The sequence below is a fragment of the uncultured Tateyamaria sp. genome (assembly GCF_947503415.1).
In the GTDB taxonomy this organism is placed as follows: Bacteria; Pseudomonadota; Alphaproteobacteria; order Rhodobacterales; family Rhodobacteraceae; genus Tateyamaria.
On the sequence record NZ_CANNDS010000002.1, the window covers coordinates 201,076 to 219,806 of the forward strand.

General features: G+C 57.1%; 19 protein-coding genes and 2 pseudogenes. 17 read left to right on the top strand and 4 right to left on the bottom strand.

Features of this window, described 5'->3' with window-relative positions:
- The first annotated feature begins 183 nt into the window (after positions 1-183).
- Positions 184-825 carry a hypothetical protein gene (locus Q1A32_RS12110; RefSeq protein ID WP_299653446.1) on the top strand — a complete coding sequence of 214 codons (642 nt, stop codon included), beginning with the start codon at positions 184-186 and terminating at the stop codon, positions 823-825.
- 155 nt (positions 826-980) lie between these two features.
- On the opposite strand, the gene Q1A32_RS12115 is transcribed toward Q1A32_RS12110, so the two are convergent.
- Positions 981-1,562: a hypothetical protein gene (locus Q1A32_RS12115; protein WP_299653461.1), complete on the bottom strand. Its 582-nt coding sequence runs from the start codon at positions 1,560-1,562 to the stop codon at positions 981-983.
- On the bottom strand, positions 1,559-4,231 hold the full coding sequence (locus Q1A32_RS12120) for a hypothetical protein (protein ID WP_299653463.1): 2,673 nt from the start codon (positions 4,229-4,231) through the stop codon (positions 1,559-1,561). The genes Q1A32_RS12115 and Q1A32_RS12120 overlap by 4 nt, the downstream gene beginning before the upstream one ends.
- Before the next feature lie 411 nt (positions 4,232-4,642).
- Here Q1A32_RS12120 and Q1A32_RS12125 point away from each other — a divergent pair, with 411 nt between their 5' ends.
- The 5 genes and pseudogenes from Q1A32_RS12125 to Q1A32_RS12145 all read left to right on the top strand — a co-directional run.
- A complete protein-coding gene (locus Q1A32_RS12125) occupies positions 4,643-5,203 on the top strand; it encodes a GbsR/MarR family transcriptional regulator (RefSeq protein WP_299653465.1) in 561 nt (186 codons plus the stop codon).
- A gap of 48 nt (positions 5,204-5,251) precedes the next feature.
- Complete coding sequence (locus Q1A32_RS12130; protein ID WP_299653467.1) at positions 5,252-5,899, top strand: DUF4166 domain-containing protein; 648 nt, start codon at positions 5,252-5,254, stop codon at positions 5,897-5,899.
- 5 nt (positions 5,900-5,904) lie between these two features.
- Positions 5,905-6,306, top strand: coding sequence for a thiol-disulfide oxidoreductase DCC family protein (locus Q1A32_RS12135; RefSeq protein WP_299653469.1), 402 nt, complete (start codon positions 5,905-5,907; stop codon positions 6,304-6,306).
- Positions 6,306-7,481, top strand: a complete 1,176-nt coding sequence (locus Q1A32_RS12140; RefSeq protein WP_299653471.1) for a saccharopine dehydrogenase family protein — start codon at positions 6,306-6,308, stop codon at positions 7,479-7,481. Before Q1A32_RS12135 ends, Q1A32_RS12140 begins: the two co-directional genes overlap by 1 nt.
- Before the next feature lie 98 nt (positions 7,482-7,579).
- Positions 7,580-7,846 (top strand): annotated as a pseudogene (locus Q1A32_RS12145) (DDE-type integrase/transposase/recombinase); the annotation flags it as partial.
- Positions 7,847-8,064: 218 nt separating this feature from the next.
- On the opposite strand, the gene Q1A32_RS12150 reads toward Q1A32_RS12145, so the two are convergent.
- The gene (locus Q1A32_RS12150; RefSeq protein WP_299653473.1) at positions 8,065-8,826 is read right to left on the bottom strand and encodes a YHYH protein; all 762 of its coding nucleotides are present in this window, start codon (positions 8,824-8,826) and stop codon (positions 8,065-8,067) included.
- 426 nt (positions 8,827-9,252) lie between these two features.
- On the opposite strand from Q1A32_RS12150, the gene Q1A32_RS12155 reads away from it, so the two are divergent.
- From Q1A32_RS12155 to Q1A32_RS12200, 10 genes and pseudogenes are all read left to right on the top strand, one after another.
- Positions 9,253-9,381, top strand: coding sequence for a hypothetical protein (locus tag Q1A32_RS12155; protein ID WP_299653475.1), 129 nt, complete (start codon positions 9,253-9,255; stop codon positions 9,379-9,381).
- Between the two features lie 45 nt (positions 9,382-9,426).
- On the top strand, positions 9,427-9,774 hold the full coding sequence (locus Q1A32_RS12160) for a hypothetical protein (protein WP_299653477.1): 348 nt from the start codon (positions 9,427-9,429) through the stop codon (positions 9,772-9,774).
- 595 nt (positions 9,775-10,369) lie between these two features.
- Entirely contained in the window at positions 10,370-10,795 is a 426-nt protein-coding gene (locus Q1A32_RS12165; protein ID WP_299653479.1) for a hypothetical protein, read from the top strand.
- A gap of 235 nt (positions 10,796-11,030) precedes the next feature.
- Positions 11,031-11,240, top strand: a complete 210-nt coding sequence (locus Q1A32_RS12170) for a hypothetical protein (RefSeq protein WP_299653481.1) — start codon at positions 11,031-11,033, stop codon at positions 11,238-11,240.
- An 82-nt stretch (positions 11,241-11,322) separates the two neighbouring features.
- Positions 11,323-11,781, top strand: a complete 459-nt coding sequence (locus Q1A32_RS12175; RefSeq protein ID WP_299653483.1) for a hypothetical protein — start codon at positions 11,323-11,325, stop codon at positions 11,779-11,781.
- 27 nt (positions 11,782-11,808) lie between these two features.
- Positions 11,809-12,813: pseudogene (locus Q1A32_RS12180) on the top strand (DUF6152 family protein); the annotation flags it as partial.
- 72 nt (positions 12,814-12,885) lie between these two features.
- Positions 12,886-13,344 (top strand): hypothetical protein, encoded by a 459-nt coding sequence (locus Q1A32_RS12185; RefSeq protein WP_299653485.1) that lies wholly within the window; start codon positions 12,886-12,888, stop codon positions 13,342-13,344.
- 11 nt (positions 13,345-13,355) lie between these two features.
- Positions 13,356-13,853 carry a DUF6644 family protein gene (locus Q1A32_RS12190; RefSeq protein WP_299653487.1) on the top strand — a complete coding sequence of 166 codons (498 nt, stop codon included), beginning with the start codon at positions 13,356-13,358 and terminating at the stop codon, positions 13,851-13,853.
- 12 nt (positions 13,854-13,865) lie between these two features.
- Positions 13,866-14,513 (top strand): HupE/UreJ family protein, encoded by a 648-nt coding sequence (locus Q1A32_RS12195; protein WP_299653489.1) that lies wholly within the window; start codon positions 13,866-13,868, stop codon positions 14,511-14,513.
- 69 nt (positions 14,514-14,582) lie between these two features.
- Positions 14,583-15,140 carry a hypothetical protein gene (locus Q1A32_RS12200; RefSeq protein WP_299653491.1) on the top strand — a complete coding sequence of 186 codons (558 nt, stop codon included), beginning with the start codon at positions 14,583-14,585 and terminating at the stop codon, positions 15,138-15,140.
- Between the two features lie 24 nt (positions 15,141-15,164).
- Here the strand turns inward: Q1A32_RS12200 and Q1A32_RS12205 are convergent, their stop codons facing one another.
- Positions 15,165-16,124: an alpha/beta fold hydrolase gene (locus tag Q1A32_RS12205; RefSeq protein WP_299653493.1), complete on the bottom strand. Its 960-nt coding sequence runs from the start codon at positions 16,122-16,124 to the stop codon at positions 15,165-15,167.
- A gap of 1,374 nt (positions 16,125-17,498) precedes the next feature.
- Between Q1A32_RS12205 and Q1A32_RS12210 the strand changes: the two genes are divergently transcribed.
- Positions 17,499-18,551 (top strand): Tat pathway signal protein, encoded by a 1,053-nt coding sequence (locus Q1A32_RS12210; RefSeq protein WP_299653495.1) that lies wholly within the window; start codon positions 17,499-17,501, stop codon positions 18,549-18,551.
- Positions 18,552-18,731: the final 180 nt, after the last annotated feature.

An 18,731-nucleotide genomic window follows, 5' to 3' on the forward strand; every position in this document is an offset into this window, starting at 1 on the left:
ATGGGCTCTTCTGTAGCATTCGCCGCAGCGACAGCCCGATTCAGGGATTGGCGCCGTTCGCAGCGCTGAGCGCGATCGGGAAGACTGCGGGACGAAGCTGCGCTCGCGCGAGTGTCCGCTTTCAGCGAAGACATTCGAGAGGGACATTCCGAAACGACCTGCGTCTGTGCTACCCGGTCAGAGATGTCACCATCAAACGATCTTCCCACGGCTTTGTCGCATGTTCGTTGGATCGGCGGTGGAAGCGGAGCGGCCAAGTCGACCATTGCGCGCAGGTTGGCTGACGCGCATGACGCCGTGATCTATGACACCGACGCCGTCATGCGCGACCATGCTGATCGCTGCCCTGATCACCAGTGCCCACAACTCGCCCGTTTTGTACGATTGGAAATGGACGAACGGTGGGTCCTCCGGACACCCCAAGAGATGTTTGAAACGTTTCACTGGTTTGAGGGTGAGGGTTTCCACCTCATCATTGAAGATCTGTTGGCGCTGCCGAAGGACCGTTTGGTCATTGCTGAGGGGTTTCGCCTTTTGCCTCGATTGGTTGCTCCATTGCTTTTGGACAAGCGGCACGCGACATGGCTCTTGCCAACACCTGCCTTTCGTCGCTTTGCTTTCGACGCCCGTCAGACAACTTGGGACATCCCACGTCAGACAAGCAATCCAGTGCGGGCGCTCGCCAACCTTTTGGCGCGCGACAAGCTTTTTACCGACCGGTTGCGGGACGAAGTTGTCGACTTGGAGTTGCACGGGTTGGAAATGGATGGCGCGCTGAACGTAAGCTCGCTTTGCGCGAGTATTGGTGATGATTTGTTCGGTTAATCCCGACATGTGCCCGTTATCGCGGCGACCATCGGCCAGAGCTTTTCAGCGCGCGCATGTCGATTTGAAACCCGGCGGCAAACAATGTGTGAAATGCTGTAATTGACCTGCGACCTTGTGCGGTGACACGTCCACACTGGAAAAACAGGCTGAGGCTACGCGGCCTGCGGTTCTTCCATCTCCGGTTTGACCTCCAACGGCAGGTTGATGGTCGGCAAAGACTCTTTGAAAATCGTGGTGCCTTCGACTTTCACGTCCACCGTGGGCTTGGCCCGACCTGCGGCAATCGCGGTGATCTGGCGGTTGGTGACGGTCAAGATCAAACCTTCGACTTTCAAGGTGAAATTCACGGGGATCGGCAATTTGCGAAGCTCCATGGCTTTTTCCAGTTCGATGACGATATGAGGGGTGAATTTGGCCTTAAGACTGTGGCTGGCAATCGATACCTGTCGGGGTTTGTCGTCCTCGGGACCTTTGTCTCCGATAAGTGTGCCAACTTGCTCCAACCCTTTCCACGCCTTGAGCAATGCTTTCACCGGAGAGATCGAGAGCGCGTCGTCGACCGCCTTTTTGACGGCGGTTTTCAACGTTGACCCGTCGGGGTCAATGGCTTTGAGCTTCAGCCCCCCTTCACCCTTCAACAACGTGTCGCCCACGGCGTCAGCCAGTTCCTTCATACGAATTTCGGGCAACTCATCGGACAAAACTTTACCCTCTTCGACGGCTGTGACGGTCATGGATCTAGCTCCTTGTCCTCTTCATACTCTATCTCGACCGCTGGCATGTCATCCGCTTCAATGCGCACCGCGAGGCTTGGGGGCGCCGCCGGTTCCAGCGTGATGCACGGGTCCCGGTCGGGTTCAGCGACGACACGCAGACGTGGTTGTGGCGCGTATATCTCCGGGCCCGTTGTGCCGATGCGCCGGGAGCCGCGCTGACGTGCAACCATGAGCCCGAGGCCGATCACCCCCAGAACAAGCCCACCCATCCAAACCCAAGGCGGAACGCCAAGCCCCGCCGTGGCCGGTCGAAACAGCATCACCTGCGAATTTGAAAGCGTTCGGCCAGAAGCGTCCTGCGCCTCGATCATGAGCTCACGGCGCTGGCCGGGTTCAGGCATGTTGATCTCACCAAGCCAGGCGGCTCCATTAAAGCGACCACGCGCCAGCACTTGGTTGGTGCCTGTGTCTGTCACAACGATCAGCGCGGTGTCCGCCGGGTTGAGAACCTCGACCGAGAGCCGCGTGGCACTTGCCTCAACCTCGAACCCGTCCGGCGAAGTGACGAGCAGTCGGACAGGTCTCGTGACGGCCGGGCGGGCCAGCACGATCCGGGCGGACGCATAGGCCCTGCCATCGCGGCCCATCGCCATGATTTCCAAAGGCTGTGTTGCGCCCGGCTCCGGCATATTGATCCGAAGCTCCGCCCTGCCCTGTCGCACGGCGCTCTGGGCCCGCATAGGCTGATCCGATCCGCCACCGGCGGCGCGCGCTATTATGGTCTCTATCCAGTCCGCCCCGGTCGTAACATTCGCCTCTGCGGTCATGACGTCTGTGTCCGCCTCAAACAGTCCGGTTGGCCGCACTTCCAGACGGACAGCAGGGCGTTCAACGCGCACAGCGTCTTCTGCAAGTATCTTGCCGCTGCGGTCGACAGCCTGCACGTGGAATACATACGCCTCGCCGGGCGGTGGCATTTCTTGGGAGCTGTCCCAAAGCCCGTTTCCAACAGGACGGCGCGCCAACTCGACCATGTCCGGCGCTCGCCGAAGGATCAGCTCCGAAACCGCCCCGGCGCGTTCCAGCACGATTTTCAGTTGCACACTCGACGCGTCGACCATTTGCCCCGCCGCACTTTCTACTGTCAGGCGCGGCGGAACGGGCGGCTCCGAGCGGGTCAGAGTCACAGTTTGCTCTGCGAGCGTGCGACCGCTTCGATCGAGCGCTACGAACATCACCCTCTCTGCCTCGCCCTGCTCAGGCGATGGGAGTGTCAGAATTTCCGAACCGCCGTCAAAAAACTGACCAACCGCCTCCGCACCGCGCATGCGGGCTTCGATTTGCGAAACGGCGGAAGCTCCGCTCGGGATGGTTACTCTGAATTCGGCGCGGTCCGTATCAACGCGCACCACGCCCGAAGGGCTCACATTGATCTGCACAGGCGGACGGATCAGGCGGAAAGCCGCAGTGTCGCGCGCATTTCCTTCTGGCCCAAGGGCCTGCACCCGGTAGCTCGCCGTTTCGCCCGGCTGCGGCATCTGCAAATCGAACGAAAGCGGCTGCCCACGCCATTGCCGTATCTGGTCATTGATACTCGGCCCTGTGATGCGGATCGATCTCGTGGGCCCGGCCTGCAGCAAACCAATGCGAACGTTTGTGCGGGGCGCATCAATTTCGATCACGGCCGGAACATCCAGTCTCACAGGCTGAACGGCCAGGCATGCGCGGCTCAATTCGTCTCGCAGGTCGGCCCATCGGATACGACCCGCGTTGAAGATGTCCATTCGACCACCAAGATATCCGCCAATGGCCGTACACGTATTGGGTCCCAGTGCACCGTCGCTTCCTCCCGGCGATTGGCCGACACAGGCAAGGTTTTCCTGCACCTCCCTGACCAGCGTATTGCTCACGGCCACACGCGGGCCGCACCAAGGCAATAACCTCACCGTGACAGTCGCGCGCGCCGTCAGCCCCGCAGAATTCGTCGCCAAAATCGTGGCGGTCTGGTCGTTGAAATCGCGCGGCAGATTGACTGTTGCAGAATAAGTGGCCGCCCCCTGAGACGCGGTCATGCGCACGCGGCTGTTATCCGGGTAGACGAGAAAGACCGATTGGATACCGCTTTCGGCATCGAAAATCCGTGCTCTGACCGCAGCGGTGCGGCCCTGGCCTTCCACCACCTGCGCCTGAGGCGCGATCGTCGGGGGCGTTCTATCGACGCGTTGGACATCATCGTCGTTGTCGTTGCGCCCGACATCGTCATCCGGATTTGGCCTGTCGGTGTCAGACGTCGTGCTGCCCGCGTCCAACCGCCTGCTGAGTTGAGCGAAATCGAAGTCGCCGCCAATAAACACATCACACACGCCAGTTCTTAACGCGGTGGAGGCTTCGGGAAACCGAATAAGCGCCGTATTAAGGTCTTCGCGTCTTAGCCGCGCAACAACCTCTCGGGTCGACGAGCAGGTTTTGACTTTTCCTAGAAAATCCTGAACATCCGTGGGCCGTGTCAGCATGACCACCACAAAAGCACCTGCCATGAACCTGGAGGCATCGGCGACATAAAGGCCTGAATACCCTGGAATTGGTTCGGCACCACGGGGTCCATCGCGTGTGGACTGCGCCGTCGCATGCCCCGCCGGGTAGACCAGCAGGCAAATGGCCAGGAAAAAGCTCCAAAATACGCGCATCTCAAATCGCCTTGGCAAGCCACGGGCAAAAGAAAAACTTCAGCAATGGGTAAAGGATAGCATGAAAGCCATCATCGCACCAATGATGCCCGCCTGCCCTCTCTCGTGACACGCATTGACGTTCCCCCCTCGCCCGACAAAACATTACTGCGCAACCCAAACCGGGCCAGATCGCTCAATTGATCAGATAGCGTGGTCTACGTGTTGTCATTTGGTGTGAAGCGCGAGGGATAGGATGTGCCGCAGCCACCTGCGAGCCGTCCAGCTTCTACGTAGCCACACCAAGAGCGACAATACGTCATAGCATCTTGGTCATGAACTTGAAGACGCACCAGCCATCGTCAATGCAATCAATCACAGGCTGGATGCGTGTCTGTTGACTTTCTGACCGCAATGTCAGATATTTCTGTCATGACAGAAATTAAAGCATACACCGAATCTCCCGCTCAGACCCAATTCATCCTGTACTGGGGTGATATGGGCAGCCAATGGGGCGTGAACCGATCAGTGGCGCAGATACAGGCCCTCCTGTACCTCAGCGCAACGCCTTTGAACGCCGAACAAATCTCCGAACGGCTGGGCATTGCCAGGTCAAACGTGTCGAACTCACTCAAGGAGCTCGTCAGTTGGAAACTTATCCGTCGCGTGCCAATTCCCGGCGACCGGCGCGAGCATTTCGAGGCAGAATGCGATGTCTGGGAGATAGCGACGCGCGTCGCACAGGGCCGCAAGGAACGTGAAATTGACCCCGCAATGCGGGTGCTGTCCGATTGCGTTGCCGCAGCCGAAACCGAAGACAACCCGGATCCGGTCGCCCTCGCCCGTATGAAAGACATGCAGGATTTCCTGAATGTCGTGGACACTTGGTACGACCAGATGCTGGGTGTTCCGAAATCCAAGCTGAAGATGCTGATGAAGATGGGCAACAAGGTGATTTCCCTGCTCTCCATCACCGGGAAGAAATCTGAGTAGCGGGCGCACCTCGCCCTTTGTTCCCAGTTCTTCCCGAAAGTTACGATCATGCAAGTCTGCCCTGTGCCCCATCCCGAACTGCCGCTGGAGGATCACCGTTTCAGTGATCTTCTCGGGCACGCAAGCTGGATGAAGTTGCCCGCGGCCGTCCGGCGCCGTTTTGGCAAGCGTGTGCGGGGTGGTGCCAGCGTCGCGTATCAGGGCGTCGTGACCCACATGCACATGAACTGGTCCGGTTGGGTTTTGGCCCAAGCGACCCGATTGATTGGTGCCCCGCTGCCCTATGACCGCAGCTGTGTCGGAAAACCCGCCGTCGTGATCGTCACCGAAGACATTGCAGGCCGCGGCCAGTTCTGGATCCGCCAATATGGTCGCGCCTCCGGTTTTCCTCAGATGATCCACAGTTCCAAACGGTTCGCAGGTGTCACCGGGATCGAAGAATACATCGGTTACGGGATCGGCATGGCCTTGCGTGTTGTAGAAGAGAACGGCGCACTCCTGTTCAAGAGCGATCACTATTTCCTGTCGGTCTTTGGCAAACGCATCAAAATCCCGAAGCCAATTGCGCCCGGAGACCTTGTCATTGGCCATCACGACTTGGGCGCTGGCCGGTTTCGGTTCTCGATGCGGCTGCGCCATGCCGTGTTTGGCAACGTCCTGAGCCAGGACGCCGAGTTCCAGGACGCAAAGGAATGACGGCCATGCAAAACACCGCGATCTGGCTTTTTGACAGCCAATGCCTGCTGTGCAGCCGTGGCGTTCAATACACGCTGCGTCACGAAAAGGACGCGACCATACGGTTTGTCGCCATCCAATCGGGCGAAGGCCGTGCGTTGGCCCGCCAGCACGACATCGACCCTGACGACCCAACCACCTTCCTGTTCATCGAAGAGGGTACCGCGCTCGAAGCCTCGGATGCCGTGATTGCATTGGCACAGCATTTGAAGCGGCTCGGGTGGATCGCACGGCTCTGCCGCTTTATCCCACGCCCCCTGCGCGATGCGGCGTACCGGATGATTGCACGCAATCGCTACGCCCTCTTTGGCAAGACGGATGCGTGCATCATCCCCTCTGCCGAACAGCGCCACAGGTTCGTCTTGTGATGGCACAGAGCATCCTGATCATCGGCGGCACCGGCGTGTTTGGGAAACGGTTGGTGCGCCACCTGTCCAGACAGCCCGACCTTGTCCTTTATGTGTCGTCAAGAAGCGTTGCAAAGGCTGCGGCGTTCATCAGGTCATTGCCCCACCCACAGGCCGAATTGCGCCCGGTCAAGCTGGACACTCGGGTCAATCTGCAAGAGCAGCTTGATCACATCCAACCGCGCATCGTTGTGGATTGCTCCGGCCCGTTTCAAGGGGCGGGCTACGCGACCGCGCAGGCCGTGCTGGAGGCTGGCGCGCATTTCATCGACCTTGCCGATGCGCGCGACTACCTTGCAGGATTTGCCAAAGCGCTGGATGCAACGGCACGGCGAAACGGGGTCAGCGCTCTCACCGGCGCAAGCTCCACCCCGGCCCTGTCGACATGCGTGGCCAAGCATCTCACCGACGGGTGGCAGCGGGTCGATACCATCGATATCGCCATCACACCCGGCGGCAAAAGCGAGGTTGGCCGGTCCGTCATCGAGGCCATTCTGAGCTACGCCGGCAAGGATGTGCCGCTATGGACCAATGGCAAATTGTCGAAAACCACGGGCTGGCAAAATACCAAAAGGATTGATGTGCCGGGCCTCGGGCGCCGCCGGGTGGCGGTGGTCGAAACCTTCGATGCGGAATACCTTGGCCCGCGTCTGAACGTGCAGTCGCGCGTGTCGTTCTCCGCTGGGCTGGAGTCCGGCATTGAACAACGCGGGATCGAAGCGCTCGCGGCGCTGCGCAAACGCGGGATCATCGGCGCACTCGACGCATTGATCCCGCTGCTTTTGAAAGCGCGCCGCATCACCCGCATCCCAACATCATCCTCTGGCGGCATGTTGGTGGACATCTGCGGTCTGGACGCAGGCGGGGTAATGACACTGACGAAGTGGGCTCTGGTCGCCCGTCAGGATCATGGGCCAAACATCCCGATCCTTCCGGCTGCGGCTGCGATCCGCAAACTCCTGTCAGGGCCTGCAAAACCGGGCGCTGACTTTGCGCACGCGGTGCTGTCGTTGCCAGACATTCAGGACGAAATGCAGGGCTATGATATCAAGACCGCAACATCCGCCGTCCAAACAAAACAAAGCGTCTTTGACAACGCCCTTCGCCCGCATGGAATGAAGGAGCTGCCACAATAATTGCAGCAATTCCATGGGACATCGGGGCCGATCCTTTGGTCCGTTTACGCCAATGTCAGATGCGGCACAGGCCCTCTGTCCCGGTTGATCGGGTGGATTGGCAAACAGACTTCACCATTATCACGGTTCTCGGATGGGGCTGGTTCTATCTCAGTACAGTCCTCGACTATGACAGCCGTTACATCGTCGCCTGAACGCTCCGCACCAACCTGCGGACGGAAGACGTGACCGACGCCTTGGGTCTCGCACTGCAAGTATCCGGCTGTGATCAGCTGCAGGCCGTTCACAAACCACGCCTGCTCAGCGACAATGGGTCCAGCTCTGTTTCGGGCGATCTGGCGGAATGGTTGAGCGACAAGGGCATGAAGCCCTCTCGTGGCACGCGTTATCGTCCTTAAGCCCGCCGCATAATCAAACCAACCAGATGAGCCAAAGTCTCGCTTAGGTTAGGCTGCCATTGGTCTTTAAAACCCCTGACGGTGGACAGCTTTGATGCAGGGTGCAGCATTGTCGCTTCCGCAAGGGCCGAACCACGAACTGTGCTGTCCTTCAGTTCACAAAGTTGAAGGGCTGCCGCGAGACGTCAGCCGTCGTTGCCGCGTGGAGGCCGGTCGCCGCGCCCGCCTAGGAAGTCACTCGATACCGTTCCTTTGAAACAGCGCGGGAAAAATGGATAAGTTTCGGTTGCGAAATAGACATACTGCCCATCCAGCATTGCCCCGTTGCATTCGTCCAGAGTACCGGACCCTGCAACAAATTCGTAGTCCTGAACATAGGTACCATCATATGCGCCGCCGGGACCGGATTCGCGTTCCCCAAGTCTCAATTGCCAAGAAGACTGTGCCGCATCCCCCACATAGTGGATTTCGAACCCGTCCGCAGCATAGCCAAACAGCGTACCGTCTAGCGCGTCCGTCACTGCCGACGGAATGCCGTGATAATGATACATCCCGTCACCGTCCACATGCGCGTTCTGAGCATCCATGATCAGCCCGCCGATGCCTTCCACATTCCATCCCGAGGATGGATCGCGCGAATATCCGCGTTCAGAGGTCGGATCATAGTATTCCGCAGTGCCCGGACGCAGTGGGATACCAGTGACAGCAATACCCGAGATACGGACCCTATCGGTGATGGTGTCGGTCAGTTCGGGTGTCGCATCCATGCAAAACTGATGTTCCTGCGGCACCACGACGGCACCTTCCCTCCAAGGGCCAGTGTCGTGTTCGGGCAAGCCATCGGATGTGATACAGCGCTGATCGCCGTCAACGATCATCGTTACATTTGCTTGAACCGCCGGGGCGGCAAAAAGGATCAAAGCCAAGGTCGTGCTTAGGGTCTTCATGATAACCTCCAAGTCTACGGATGATTGCTAAACGGATGGAGACGTCATTTCCGTCGTTCCAATGTTTTGAACGTCCTCGGCCGGTGTCACGGCCTGCTGATCATGGGCTACCTAAAAATGAGTTGGGATGTCATCGTACAATCCTGCAGAAACCGACAATCGCGGCCCCGTAGATTTCTGGCACTTTGGGCTCTCTCTGGACCCTAGCTGCACCATCAACCATCGGCCCCTCTGCAGGACTGCGCTGCCCTTCAGGCGGCTATTCCCGAGGTCTGCATTGCAGCTGTTTGCCGCCATCATTACGACCGCAGGCAGTGAATTTGCTCGACCAAGCAATTGGTGAAAATCAACGCAGGCCGGCTATCGCAGCGTTAGGCCCCACCCATCACTTTATAGTTTTCTTTTCTGACCCGAAGGAGGTGTTAAATGCCATCCTGCGACACAATCAGATCAGAGAAAATCGCCGCCGGTTTTCTGGCCAAGGGAAAGCCATTCCAGCGCAAGGTGCTGGTGTTTCAAAAGGAATACAGCGCGCCGCCCGACATATTGTTCTAGCAGCTCTGTCCGACCCGAGAGGCGGACTGGATCAACGGTTGGACAGTGGATCTCATCTATACTGACACAGGGTACGGCGAACCGTTGGCCGTCTCTCGCACCCCTTCATCGAATGCTCTGGCTGCGGGGCTTTGGATCTTGTCAAGGGTTGAGCCGAACACGCTGCTTGAGGCCACCATGGTTCACGATGGAGGCGACCTTCTTGACCATACTCGGATCGACGTCGTGGATCAGGGGAACGACAGGACCCATGTAACATGGACGATTACGCTCACAGCGCTCAGTGAGATAGGGAACGCTGTGATCGAGATGGTGCCTGAGGAAACGCCAGATTTCGTTGATGAACTTGAGTTTTTTCCGACCCACGGCACGCTCAAGCCGCAGGCAGGCTGATCAGGCATATCTACCTGGGCCGCGAGACCTAAGTGGCCGCACATGCAGCCAAATCAAGTTGAAGTGTAGACGCAGTCAGGTTGCCAGTTTTGGCTTTTAGTCAAGCCGCAACACTCCGACATCTGACCGCAATGTGGACCCAAATTGGAGATCGACATAAGCGCATGATCGCTCTGGCAAAGCTAGTCGTTGTGGCAAGCCTGCTTGCCAGTTGCCTCGCAGCGGACGGCGACGTCGAGCGGGGAGGTTATACATTCACCACGTACCACCTGAATGAGCAATCAGGCCAGCATGTCGGTATTCTGAAGTTCGACAGCAGCGTTGGAGGGTTCGTTTGCAAGGGAGACGCTTGGGCGCATTTCGGGTCCGACTGGTCATTGGAGACATGCTTGCTTGCCGAGCCATACGCGATGGGAACTGAAATAGTTGCGGCAAGTTCATGGGTCAGGCCACGGCCTGAAAGACTGATCGTGTCATTCGCCACTGACGCGGCCTGCCAAGGATACATCTGCTCAGGCACAGGCGGCGCGAAAGGCACCCGGACGGTTTTCTATCCCAGTGGCCAGCTCAAGGCATTTTCCCGCCTCAGGACGTCATGATTGATGGAGTGCTTTGCAAGGCGACCCCCTTTGCAAACGTACAGCTTCAAGAGAATGTTACGCTCAAACAATACGTCGCGGCCACTGATGGTGCCATGGCGGGACGGAGTTTTAGCGCGGGCGATGTCGTTGTGATGGACGAGGCGTGGACCCGCGAGGATCGTTCCTGTTCATCTCCCTGCTCATACCATGCGTGCTCGTGGCAAACCGGACATCTTGGCGAGGGCTGTTCGCAGCCTGAATTGAACAACTGCTGCGACACGAAAAACGGCAGATCATTGCTGGTCGTCTCTGGCGTTGACGAAAATCAATCGGCTGCCAATGCGATCCTTTATCGGTCTCACAAGCTGGAAATGCCTCATCCGCATCCCCTTAGCAATTGCGCCGGAATAATGGATTTTAGCTGGGTTGCGACCAAGTAGGACGTTCCGGCTGAGCTGGCCTTTTTTTATCACGAACGGAAAGGCAGGACCCAATGGACCCGACGATCATCACATGGGCGCTTATCGCTTTCGGCCTGCTCACCCATGGCATTCTGACCTACATCTTCGTCGTTTTTGTGCGGGCCCCGGGCAGCCAGTCGCCAAAGGACCTGATGATCGGTGAAGGGAAAGACTGGCGGGACGAGACTCATCGCCGCTTTAGTGTGGGAGCCGTGTGGACAATTTCCTGTTTTTTCTCCCGCTCTTTGTGCTCGGCGGCATCGGCACGTTTTTTGGTCAGCCGTGGGGTTTCGTGCTTTTCGGGGCGGCAGGTGCCTGCACGCTCTGCATCAACATTTTCCTGCGGTTTGCGGAGAAGGAGCACGTCGACCCCGCGCTCGGCGCGCTGCGCTACTACACCTATTTCTGGGGGTTCTTTGTCTGATGGGGCGTGCTCGCGCTGGCATATACAACGCTCCGCGTCAGCAGGATCACCTTCTGAACCACAAACGGAAAGAGAGGACAATATGACCAAATCAGGACGTCCGATTGGCGTGGTCGCACTCATCGCCTTTCATATCTTCAGCACCGTCATCTGGTTCTTTGGCCAGACGCTGGCCGTCTTCTATTTCGACATGGTTGCGGAATGGGGGTTGCAGGAACCCCGCGCGCTTGTTGACCCCGTGATTGTGGAGGTCAATCGGGCGATCGGGCTGGTGGATACCATCCTCATGTTGCCGCTATTGGTCGTTGCGGCCATCGGATTGATCGGCATGCGTTTTTACGGAGCCGTGGCCAGCTGGGTCGTGTTTGGCATCACCCTCTACTGGCCCTCCATTTGGTGGGCTTCGCAGTTCTTCTATGCACGCACGGGGATAACCCATGCACCGATGACCATGAGCGGCATCCTGATACCGGGAGCGGCCTGGATAATTGCGGCCTGGGGCATCTGGTATCTGTACCGGAACCGCGCGCTCTTCGATTAACGCAGTTGTTTCAACGCACAAGACAGGAGATACTCATACGATGTGACGGGAAAGATCACGCGCATACGGCTCGTGAACCCGCATGCCTATGTCTATTTCGATGTCATCGACGACGCAGGTGAAGTGACAAATATGCGCTGCGCGATGGAGTCCGGATCGAATATGAAGCGCAGCGGCTGGACCGAAGAGATGTTTGAGATCGGAAGCGAAATCACCATAAACGGATTCCCCGATCGCGACGACCCAACAACCTGCCAAATGAACCAGATCATTTTTGAAAACGGTGTGACGGCAGACCGCCACAGCACGTTTGGCGATGATGGTTCCATCATTGCGGCGGAGCGTCAGATCGAGCGCGAAGATGGAACCCCAAACATTGATGGCAACTGGGCGGTGGCCAATCCGCGGGAACGGCGCGGCGGGCGGTCAACTGTAACGCTGACCGACGCAGGTTTGGCTGCGGTTGCCGTTGCAAGCCCGGCCGATAACCCGCGGTTCAATTGCCAGATAACCAACATCGCCTTGGATTGGGTGTTTAACGGGATGGTGAATGCTATCGCGCAGTCAGACACCGAAATCATCATGACATACGGCTTTATGGATTTGGTTCGCACCATCCATCTTGATCGCAGCCATATGCCCGAAGATCTCGTGCCCAACCGCGCAGGATATTCTGTGGGCGAATGGGACGGCGACACCTTGGATGTGACGACGACTGGCTTTGATGAAGGCTGGATCATGGCCCCTGTTGGCGGTCGGGCGCACCTTGCTATTGACGACGAAGAAGTGGCTGATCACCTACAGCGGCCTAAAGGTCGCGGTGGACCGCAAGCTGTCAAAAACAGTGAGGAGCTGACCGTAACCGAACAGTTCATCCTGAGCGACGATGGCACTGTGCTGACGCGTGAATACGCGTTCATCGACCCTGTATACCTCGCAGCACCATTCGAGGGCGCAGACGAAGTAACGCTCACTGCAGCCCCCTATGATCCCTACGTCTGTGATGACCTCACGAACGAGCGGACGGAATAGCGAAGGTTTCCTTACTCAAAACACGCGTTCCGCAGACGCGATGCGGGACTGAAACAGCAGAAAGCTCTCTGGATGGAAACGCTCTTCTGGCTCGAAGACTCTTTGATTGGGACGACGGTTTCCAGCACAATGTGGGGCTATCCCATCGTGCTGTCCCTGCATGCCGTCGGTATGGCCACGATGGTTGGTATTGCCTTTATGCTGACGATCCGCGTGTTGGGGTTTGCGCCCAACATACCGGTGACTGCACTGTCCCCCTATTGGCGCGTGGCAGTCGGTGGATTTGTTCCGAACCTGCTGTCGGGGACAGCCTTGTTTTTGGATGGGGCATCCGAGTTATTTTTTAACTGGGCCTTTCGAACCAAACTTGTGCTGGTTGTGGTCGGCTTGATGCTTACGTGGCGGCTCGTGCGGATATGCATTGCACGTTCGGACGAGGTTTCGCTGGCTCTCCGCAGACTGGCTGGGATGGCGATGGCCACTTGGATCGCAGCTATCATTTCAGGCCGCCTGATCGGCTATTTGGCGTAAGGAGGCACGTGATGGATACGTTGCTCACTTGGGTCACCGACACCCTGAACGCGACGGCGTTCAGCGGATTTATGATGGATACCCGGTTTGTTTTTCCTCTGTTGGAAATGTCGCATTTCATGGGGCTGTGCCTCCTGTTCGGTTCGCTTCTCGTTGTGGATCTGCGCATCGTTGGCTTGGCGCGGTCCGTGCCTATCAATGAGGTCGACCTGTTCGTGCGCTTTGCGCTTATGGGATTTGCGGTCAATCTGATCACGGGGCTTTTGTTCATTGTCGGAGATTCAGACCGATACCTCGTGAACTATGCGTTCTGGGCCAAGATGGGCCTGATCGTTTTGGCTGGCCTGAACACTGCCTATTTTGTGCGGCGCATCAAACCGCAAATGGATGCGGGGGTTGCCTCTGCTGATCTTACCAGCGGCGCGCACATCGTGGCGTGGTTGTCCCTGATGTTTTGGTCTTGCGTCATCATTCTGGGGCGGTTCATTCCCTATGTCAAAGACCTGTAAATCCGTGCTTTTTTGAGTTTCGGGCTAGCCGCGTCCCTGGCCACGGCGACATCTGCACACGGTGTTGCGACCCAAGACCAAGGGTTTCTGGCGAGCGCTTCAGGCATCAACATCGGCCCGTTCCTGTATCTGGGCGCAAAGCATATGGTCACTGGATACGACCACCTCCTTGTCCTGGCGGGGGTGATCTTTTTCCAGAGGCGGCTGCGCGACAGTGTCACCTTTGTCAGCCTGTTTCCGATCGGTCATTCCATCACTTTGCTGTTCGGGGTGTTGTCAGGGTTATACATCAACACCTCCCTGATCGACGCAGTCACCGGCCTGTCAGTTCGCTACAAGGCGCTGGAAAACCCTGAGACCTTCCGCCTGATCAATCCCAAGTCAGCCTTTTTCAGGTTCGGCCTTGTCCATGAGCTGGGCCTGTCGAGCAAGTTGCAAGACCTGACGCTGTTGCCCGACGGTTTGATCATCAACATGCTGGTGTTCAATGTCGGTGTTGAGATCGAACAGGTGATTGCGCTGATCGTGTTGGTTGTTGGCCTCATGTGGCTACGACAGCGGCTTGATTTCATACGCATCGCGACGGGTGCAAATGTCGCCCTCCTCGCAGCTGGACTGGTGCTGTTTGGCATGCAGTCGGTCGGAAACTTCGCTACATAACGGAGATATTCAACGACGCTTATGACAATAATAATAGCATCCACACTAGCCGGTGGCGCAGTGTTGGTGATGGCCATTCTATCTGCGGAATACGGAATCGACCCGACAGGTTTGGGCGGAAAACTCGGACTTACAGCCCTGGCGCAAGACATTAACGAAGCGGCCCCGTTTGAAGGTGTCCTTGAATTCAACGTCGGCGCGCATCACCCAAACGCGGACCTCATCAATCAATCCGTTCGGAACTTGATCCACCAAGAAGACGCGCCGTTCTACAGTGAAGTCATCGAGACCGAACACAAATTCATCGTGCCCGCAGATACAACGTTCGTTTATTCTTGGGAGGTTTTGAATGCCTTCGATGATAGGGTCTATTACGACTTTCACGGTCACCCATCGACAGAAGATGCCGCTGACTACCCAAACGATTTTGGATTGGCCTATGCACCTGGCGAAGCCACCGGGCAGCACGGATCATTCACCGCGCCGTTCTCTGGATACCATGGGTCCTACATTATAAACATTGAAGAGGGCCCTATCCGACGGATCTTTCGGCATGATTTTTGCCGATGCATTGGGCCAAAATTGGCCCAACGTGACGTCATTTTTGCGACGCAGCGAATGTCTTGAATGAATGCTCCCGGTGCGTAAACACTAGTTAGCACGATCACCTCTATTGCGTCCGACAAAGTCCGTTATCTGATCCAACAATTCTTTGTCGTGTCCAAGCCAGAGATGGCCACCATTAGGAAACATCAGCAGTTGCCCTGCAGGCATCCTTTGGGAAATGACGCGTGCCGTATGTGCTGTTCCAAAACGATCATCGTCGGCAGAAATGATCAGTGATAACGTTTCCACTTTTGAAAAGTCGATGTCCGTTGGCTGTCCCGCATACTTTCCATCATTGGCCAACCCCTGTGCGCGCAGACTGATTGGCATCAGTTCATTCAATACGAGGTTCGCCCTTTCACGCTCGGAAGCAGACACGGTCTCCAACAGGTTTGGATCAGTCGCCAACAGTGTGCCGAACAGTTGGTTTGGCGCCAGCTTCAAAGCTGCCCAAAACCAGCTGTCTGACGTAAGGAGTTTCTGGACAAGGAAGTGTTCCATTCGGGTGAATTCGACAGGGTCACGATTGGTCAGATTCATAGCGGGAACGATAAGTACCAAGTGCGAACAACGCTCGGGGTGACGAAGAGCGAAGTAAGCAGCCGACAACGCACCAGCTGAGCCACCGGCAATCGGAATTCGGTCAATGCTCAATGCATCTAACAGATCCACAAAGGCATCCGCTTGGTTTTGGGGCGATGGGTCAGGTGGGAAGCTGCTGCGGAGATATCCAAAGCGTGACGGTGCGATGACCTCAAAGCCGTTTGATATTAATCCACCGGCAAAGCGCAGACCTTGATCGAAACCGCCTCCAGTTCCATGGACCATCAAAAACGGCTCTCCACGACCTTGGATGGCGTATTCGAGAGCACCAAAACGTGTTTCCAACATCCTGCTTCTCTGAGCAACGCGCGCATGCGCAGCTGCAGTCGTCTCCCGATAGGATGCAACTGCATAACCGCTGCCAAACAGCGCCGCGGCGGACGTGGCGGCAAGTCCAGCCATCAAATCTCGTCTTGATATGGACAGCATATCAGCTCCAAGGAGAGACCAAATTTTTCTGAAAATACAGTTTACCCACTCGCCCGACTTGATGTTTCTCAGACCTGGACATCACGGGATGACATCAACCAGCTTGAAAACCGGACATCGACGCAAAGAGTGCGAGGGGCAGCTGCGCCCCGCAGACTATGAGTTCGGTCATTTCCAGGTTTTACGCGCGCGGCGAAGGACCGGTTCGGTGAAGCCGCGATGCAGCAGACCGTGAGCCAATGAATGGCAGGTATGGCAGTGCTCATTACGAGCATCAGCACCCGCTATTAAGATGCTGCGTCTGGTCCAACGGCGGTAGAGAGCCCAGACCGTGAATTCGATTATTGTGCTGCGTGCGCTCGCAGCACAAAATTTCCCGCAGTTGCATAGTACATGACGCTGTCATGCAGCGGACAGACCGGCCATTCTTACCCCATACAGCGGAACATTCCCAGCCGGCTAACAAGTTTCGGGACAATGAAGTCGTTTGGCCACCGAAATCGAAGGTGCCCTATCGCGAGACATTTCTCTTGCGCGGCTAGTGTCAGAAGCGACTTCCGTGTCTCGGAACCAGCTTCGGCTTTTGCTGTGGAGGTAATGCACGCGCTGCCGGCGCCCTTGACATCCACTGGCTCGGGATGATCCGTGAGGGCGAGTGCCAAACCGATGATCAAACCTTCAGTGTTTGGTGGTTATCTCCGAAATGGCCCCAGCGGTAATCGCCACGCAAAAACCGGCGCGCCCAATTGCACGCAATCCGCCAAGCGACATCGACCGACGATGCCTGCGCAATTGCGGGCGAATTCAATTTACGGTCTGACACCAAGGGTTTCGAGCAGATTGCCGACCGTTTCAAAACGGTCAGTCCCGGTCGCTCTTGACACGCCCGTCGCCCCGTCGCGGCGTTGGATGGTTTTGCACTGTCCCAGCGGAGCGAGTTGCGCGACGCAGGCGTTGCGCAATGTGACCTTGCCCGGATCGCGCAGACCATCTCCCGATCTGGTCCGATATCACTGTCACAGCACAGATAGCTCAGCGCGAAGCCAGCTAGAGGATCGACCTTTCGCAATGGATGCTCAATCCAACTGACTTCACCGGTTGTTTGACAGAGTCTCGACAACACCTCGTACATTTCGCGCCATGGAATTGGACTGGCAGAAAATTAGCACCATCGCTTGGGCCGGCACCATTCCGGGGCCGTGCGAACGGTGGTAGCAAGATCACAATCCGCGTCTCTGAATTGACGATGGTCAATCTTGGGGCGCGGCGTCCTGCCTAGTATGGAGACGATGCTGGACAGGAGATTGGTCAAACATGTTGTCGCGTCGAACTTTTATAGCATCTGGAATGACCATGGCCGCAGCGGGTGCGCTCGCCTATGGCTTCTGGCCCCGGTTGGATGGCTATCGCGACACATTGGAACGTCAACGCCGGGTTCTATCGGCTGACCCGACGCTTCTGGATCTGATCAGAATGTCGACGCTTGCTGCGAACGGCCACAACACCCAACCATGGAAGTTTCATGTAGATGAGGCTGTAATCACGATCCTGCCCGATTTGTCACGCCGCACCGCCGTCGTCGACCCCGACGATCACCACCTTTTCGTCAGCCTAGGCTGCGCCACCGAGAACCTCGTCATCGCGACAGGCGTGCACGGTCGGCCTGGCGACGTTTCAGTCGAAAGCGGTGCGGAACCCGGAATCGCGATCGCTATTGGCAATGGACCACGTCGTGATGATCCGCTCTACGAAACCATACCGCATCGACAGTCGACACGGTCTGCCTATGACGGCCTGCCCGTCGTTCCAGACGATATCAGGCTTCTGGAGTCAGCCGCGCAACAAGACGGTGTCTCGGTTCTGATCTTCACCGAACCCGCGCAATGCGATGCCATTTCAGAGTTCGTTGTTGCAGGCAACACAGCACAAATGCAGGATCCCGCGTTTGTTTCGGAACTGCGGGAATGGCTGCGCTACAGCCCAGCCCGGGCTGTTTCGACCGGGGACGGTCTGTTTGCACCCTGCTCGGGCAACCCGGTTGTGCCCGAGTGGATCGGCCCGCTTTTGTTCAAGGCATTTTTCACTCAAGACGCCGAGAATCGGAAGTATCGCGATCATATCCGGTCTTCCGCGGGTATCGCGGTGTTCATCGGGGATCGTGCCGATCCACAGCATTGGATTAATGTCGGCAGGAGCTTTGAGCGTTTTGCGCTACAGGGAACTGCGCTTGGAATTAGAACTGCGCACATCAATCAACCGATCGAGGTTTCTGCGATACGCACAGAATTTGCACGTTGGTTGGGGATGCCGGATGCGCGGCCCGATCTGGTTGTGCGATTTGGCCGGGCCCCGTCTCTGCCGATGTCACTTCGCCGCCCGGTCGAAACGGTTATCGTCTGAAGACAAGCCCGCATGATTAAACCGCAATTGCGGTGGTTTCATCAAGCGGGCCGACGTGCCATTGGCGTGATGCGCTATTGCCTGCCCCTTTTCCTGTAGTCTGACCAGGGCGAAACTACGTCGCCAACTTGATCAAGCTCAATGCAGGCAGTTGAAAATTGCGACACGGTTTCCCGGAAA

Coding starts and splice junctions, on each gene's coding strand:
- Q1A32_RS12130 (WP_299653467.1), top strand. CDS start 5,252: ATGCAAGTCTGCCCTGTGCCCCATCCCGAACTGCCGCTGGAGGATCAC.
- Q1A32_RS12135 (WP_299653469.1), top strand. CDS start 5,905: ATGCAAAACACCGCGATCTGGCTTTTTGACAGCCAATGCCTGCTGTGC.
- Q1A32_RS12120 (WP_299653463.1), bottom strand. CDS start 4,231: ATGCGCGTATTTTGGAGCTTTTTCCTGGCCATTTGCCTGCTGGTCTAC.
- Q1A32_RS12175 (WP_299653483.1), top strand. CDS start 11,323: ATGACCAAATCAGGACGTCCGATTGGCGTGGTCGCACTCATCGCCTTT.
- Q1A32_RS12185 (WP_299653485.1), top strand. CDS start 12,886: ATGGAAACGCTCTTCTGGCTCGAAGACTCTTTGATTGGGACGACGGTT.
- Q1A32_RS12205 (WP_299653493.1), bottom strand. CDS start 16,124: ATGGCTGGACTTGCCGCCACGTCCGCCGCGGCGCTGTTTGGCAGCGGT.
- Q1A32_RS12165 (WP_299653479.1), top strand. CDS start 10,370: ATGATTGATGGAGTGCTTTGCAAGGCGACCCCCTTTGCAAACGTACAG.
- Q1A32_RS12110 (WP_299653446.1), top strand. CDS start 184: ATGTCACCATCAAACGATCTTCCCACGGCTTTGTCGCATGTTCGTTGG.
- Q1A32_RS12190 (WP_299653487.1), top strand. CDS start 13,356: ATGGATACGTTGCTCACTTGGGTCACCGACACCCTGAACGCGACGGCG.
- Q1A32_RS12125 (WP_299653465.1), top strand. CDS start 4,643: ATGACAGAAATTAAAGCATACACCGAATCTCCCGCTCAGACCCAATTC.
- Q1A32_RS12210 (WP_299653495.1), top strand. CDS start 17,499: ATGACCATGGCCGCAGCGGGTGCGCTCGCCTATGGCTTCTGGCCCCGG.
- Q1A32_RS12140 (WP_299653471.1), top strand. CDS start 6,306: ATGGCACAGAGCATCCTGATCATCGGCGGCACCGGCGTGTTTGGGAAA.
- Q1A32_RS12150 (WP_299653473.1), bottom strand. CDS start 8,826: ATGAAGACCCTAAGCACGACCTTGGCTTTGATCCTTTTTGCCGCCCCG.
- Q1A32_RS12155 (WP_299653475.1), top strand. CDS start 9,253: ATGCCATCCTGCGACACAATCAGATCAGAGAAAATCGCCGCCGGTTTT.
- Q1A32_RS12115 (WP_299653461.1), bottom strand. CDS start 1,562: ATGACCGTCACAGCCGTCGAAGAGGGTAAAGTTTTGTCCGATGAGTTG.
- Q1A32_RS12200 (WP_299653491.1), top strand. CDS start 14,583: ATGGCCATTCTATCTGCGGAATACGGAATCGACCCGACAGGTTTGGGC.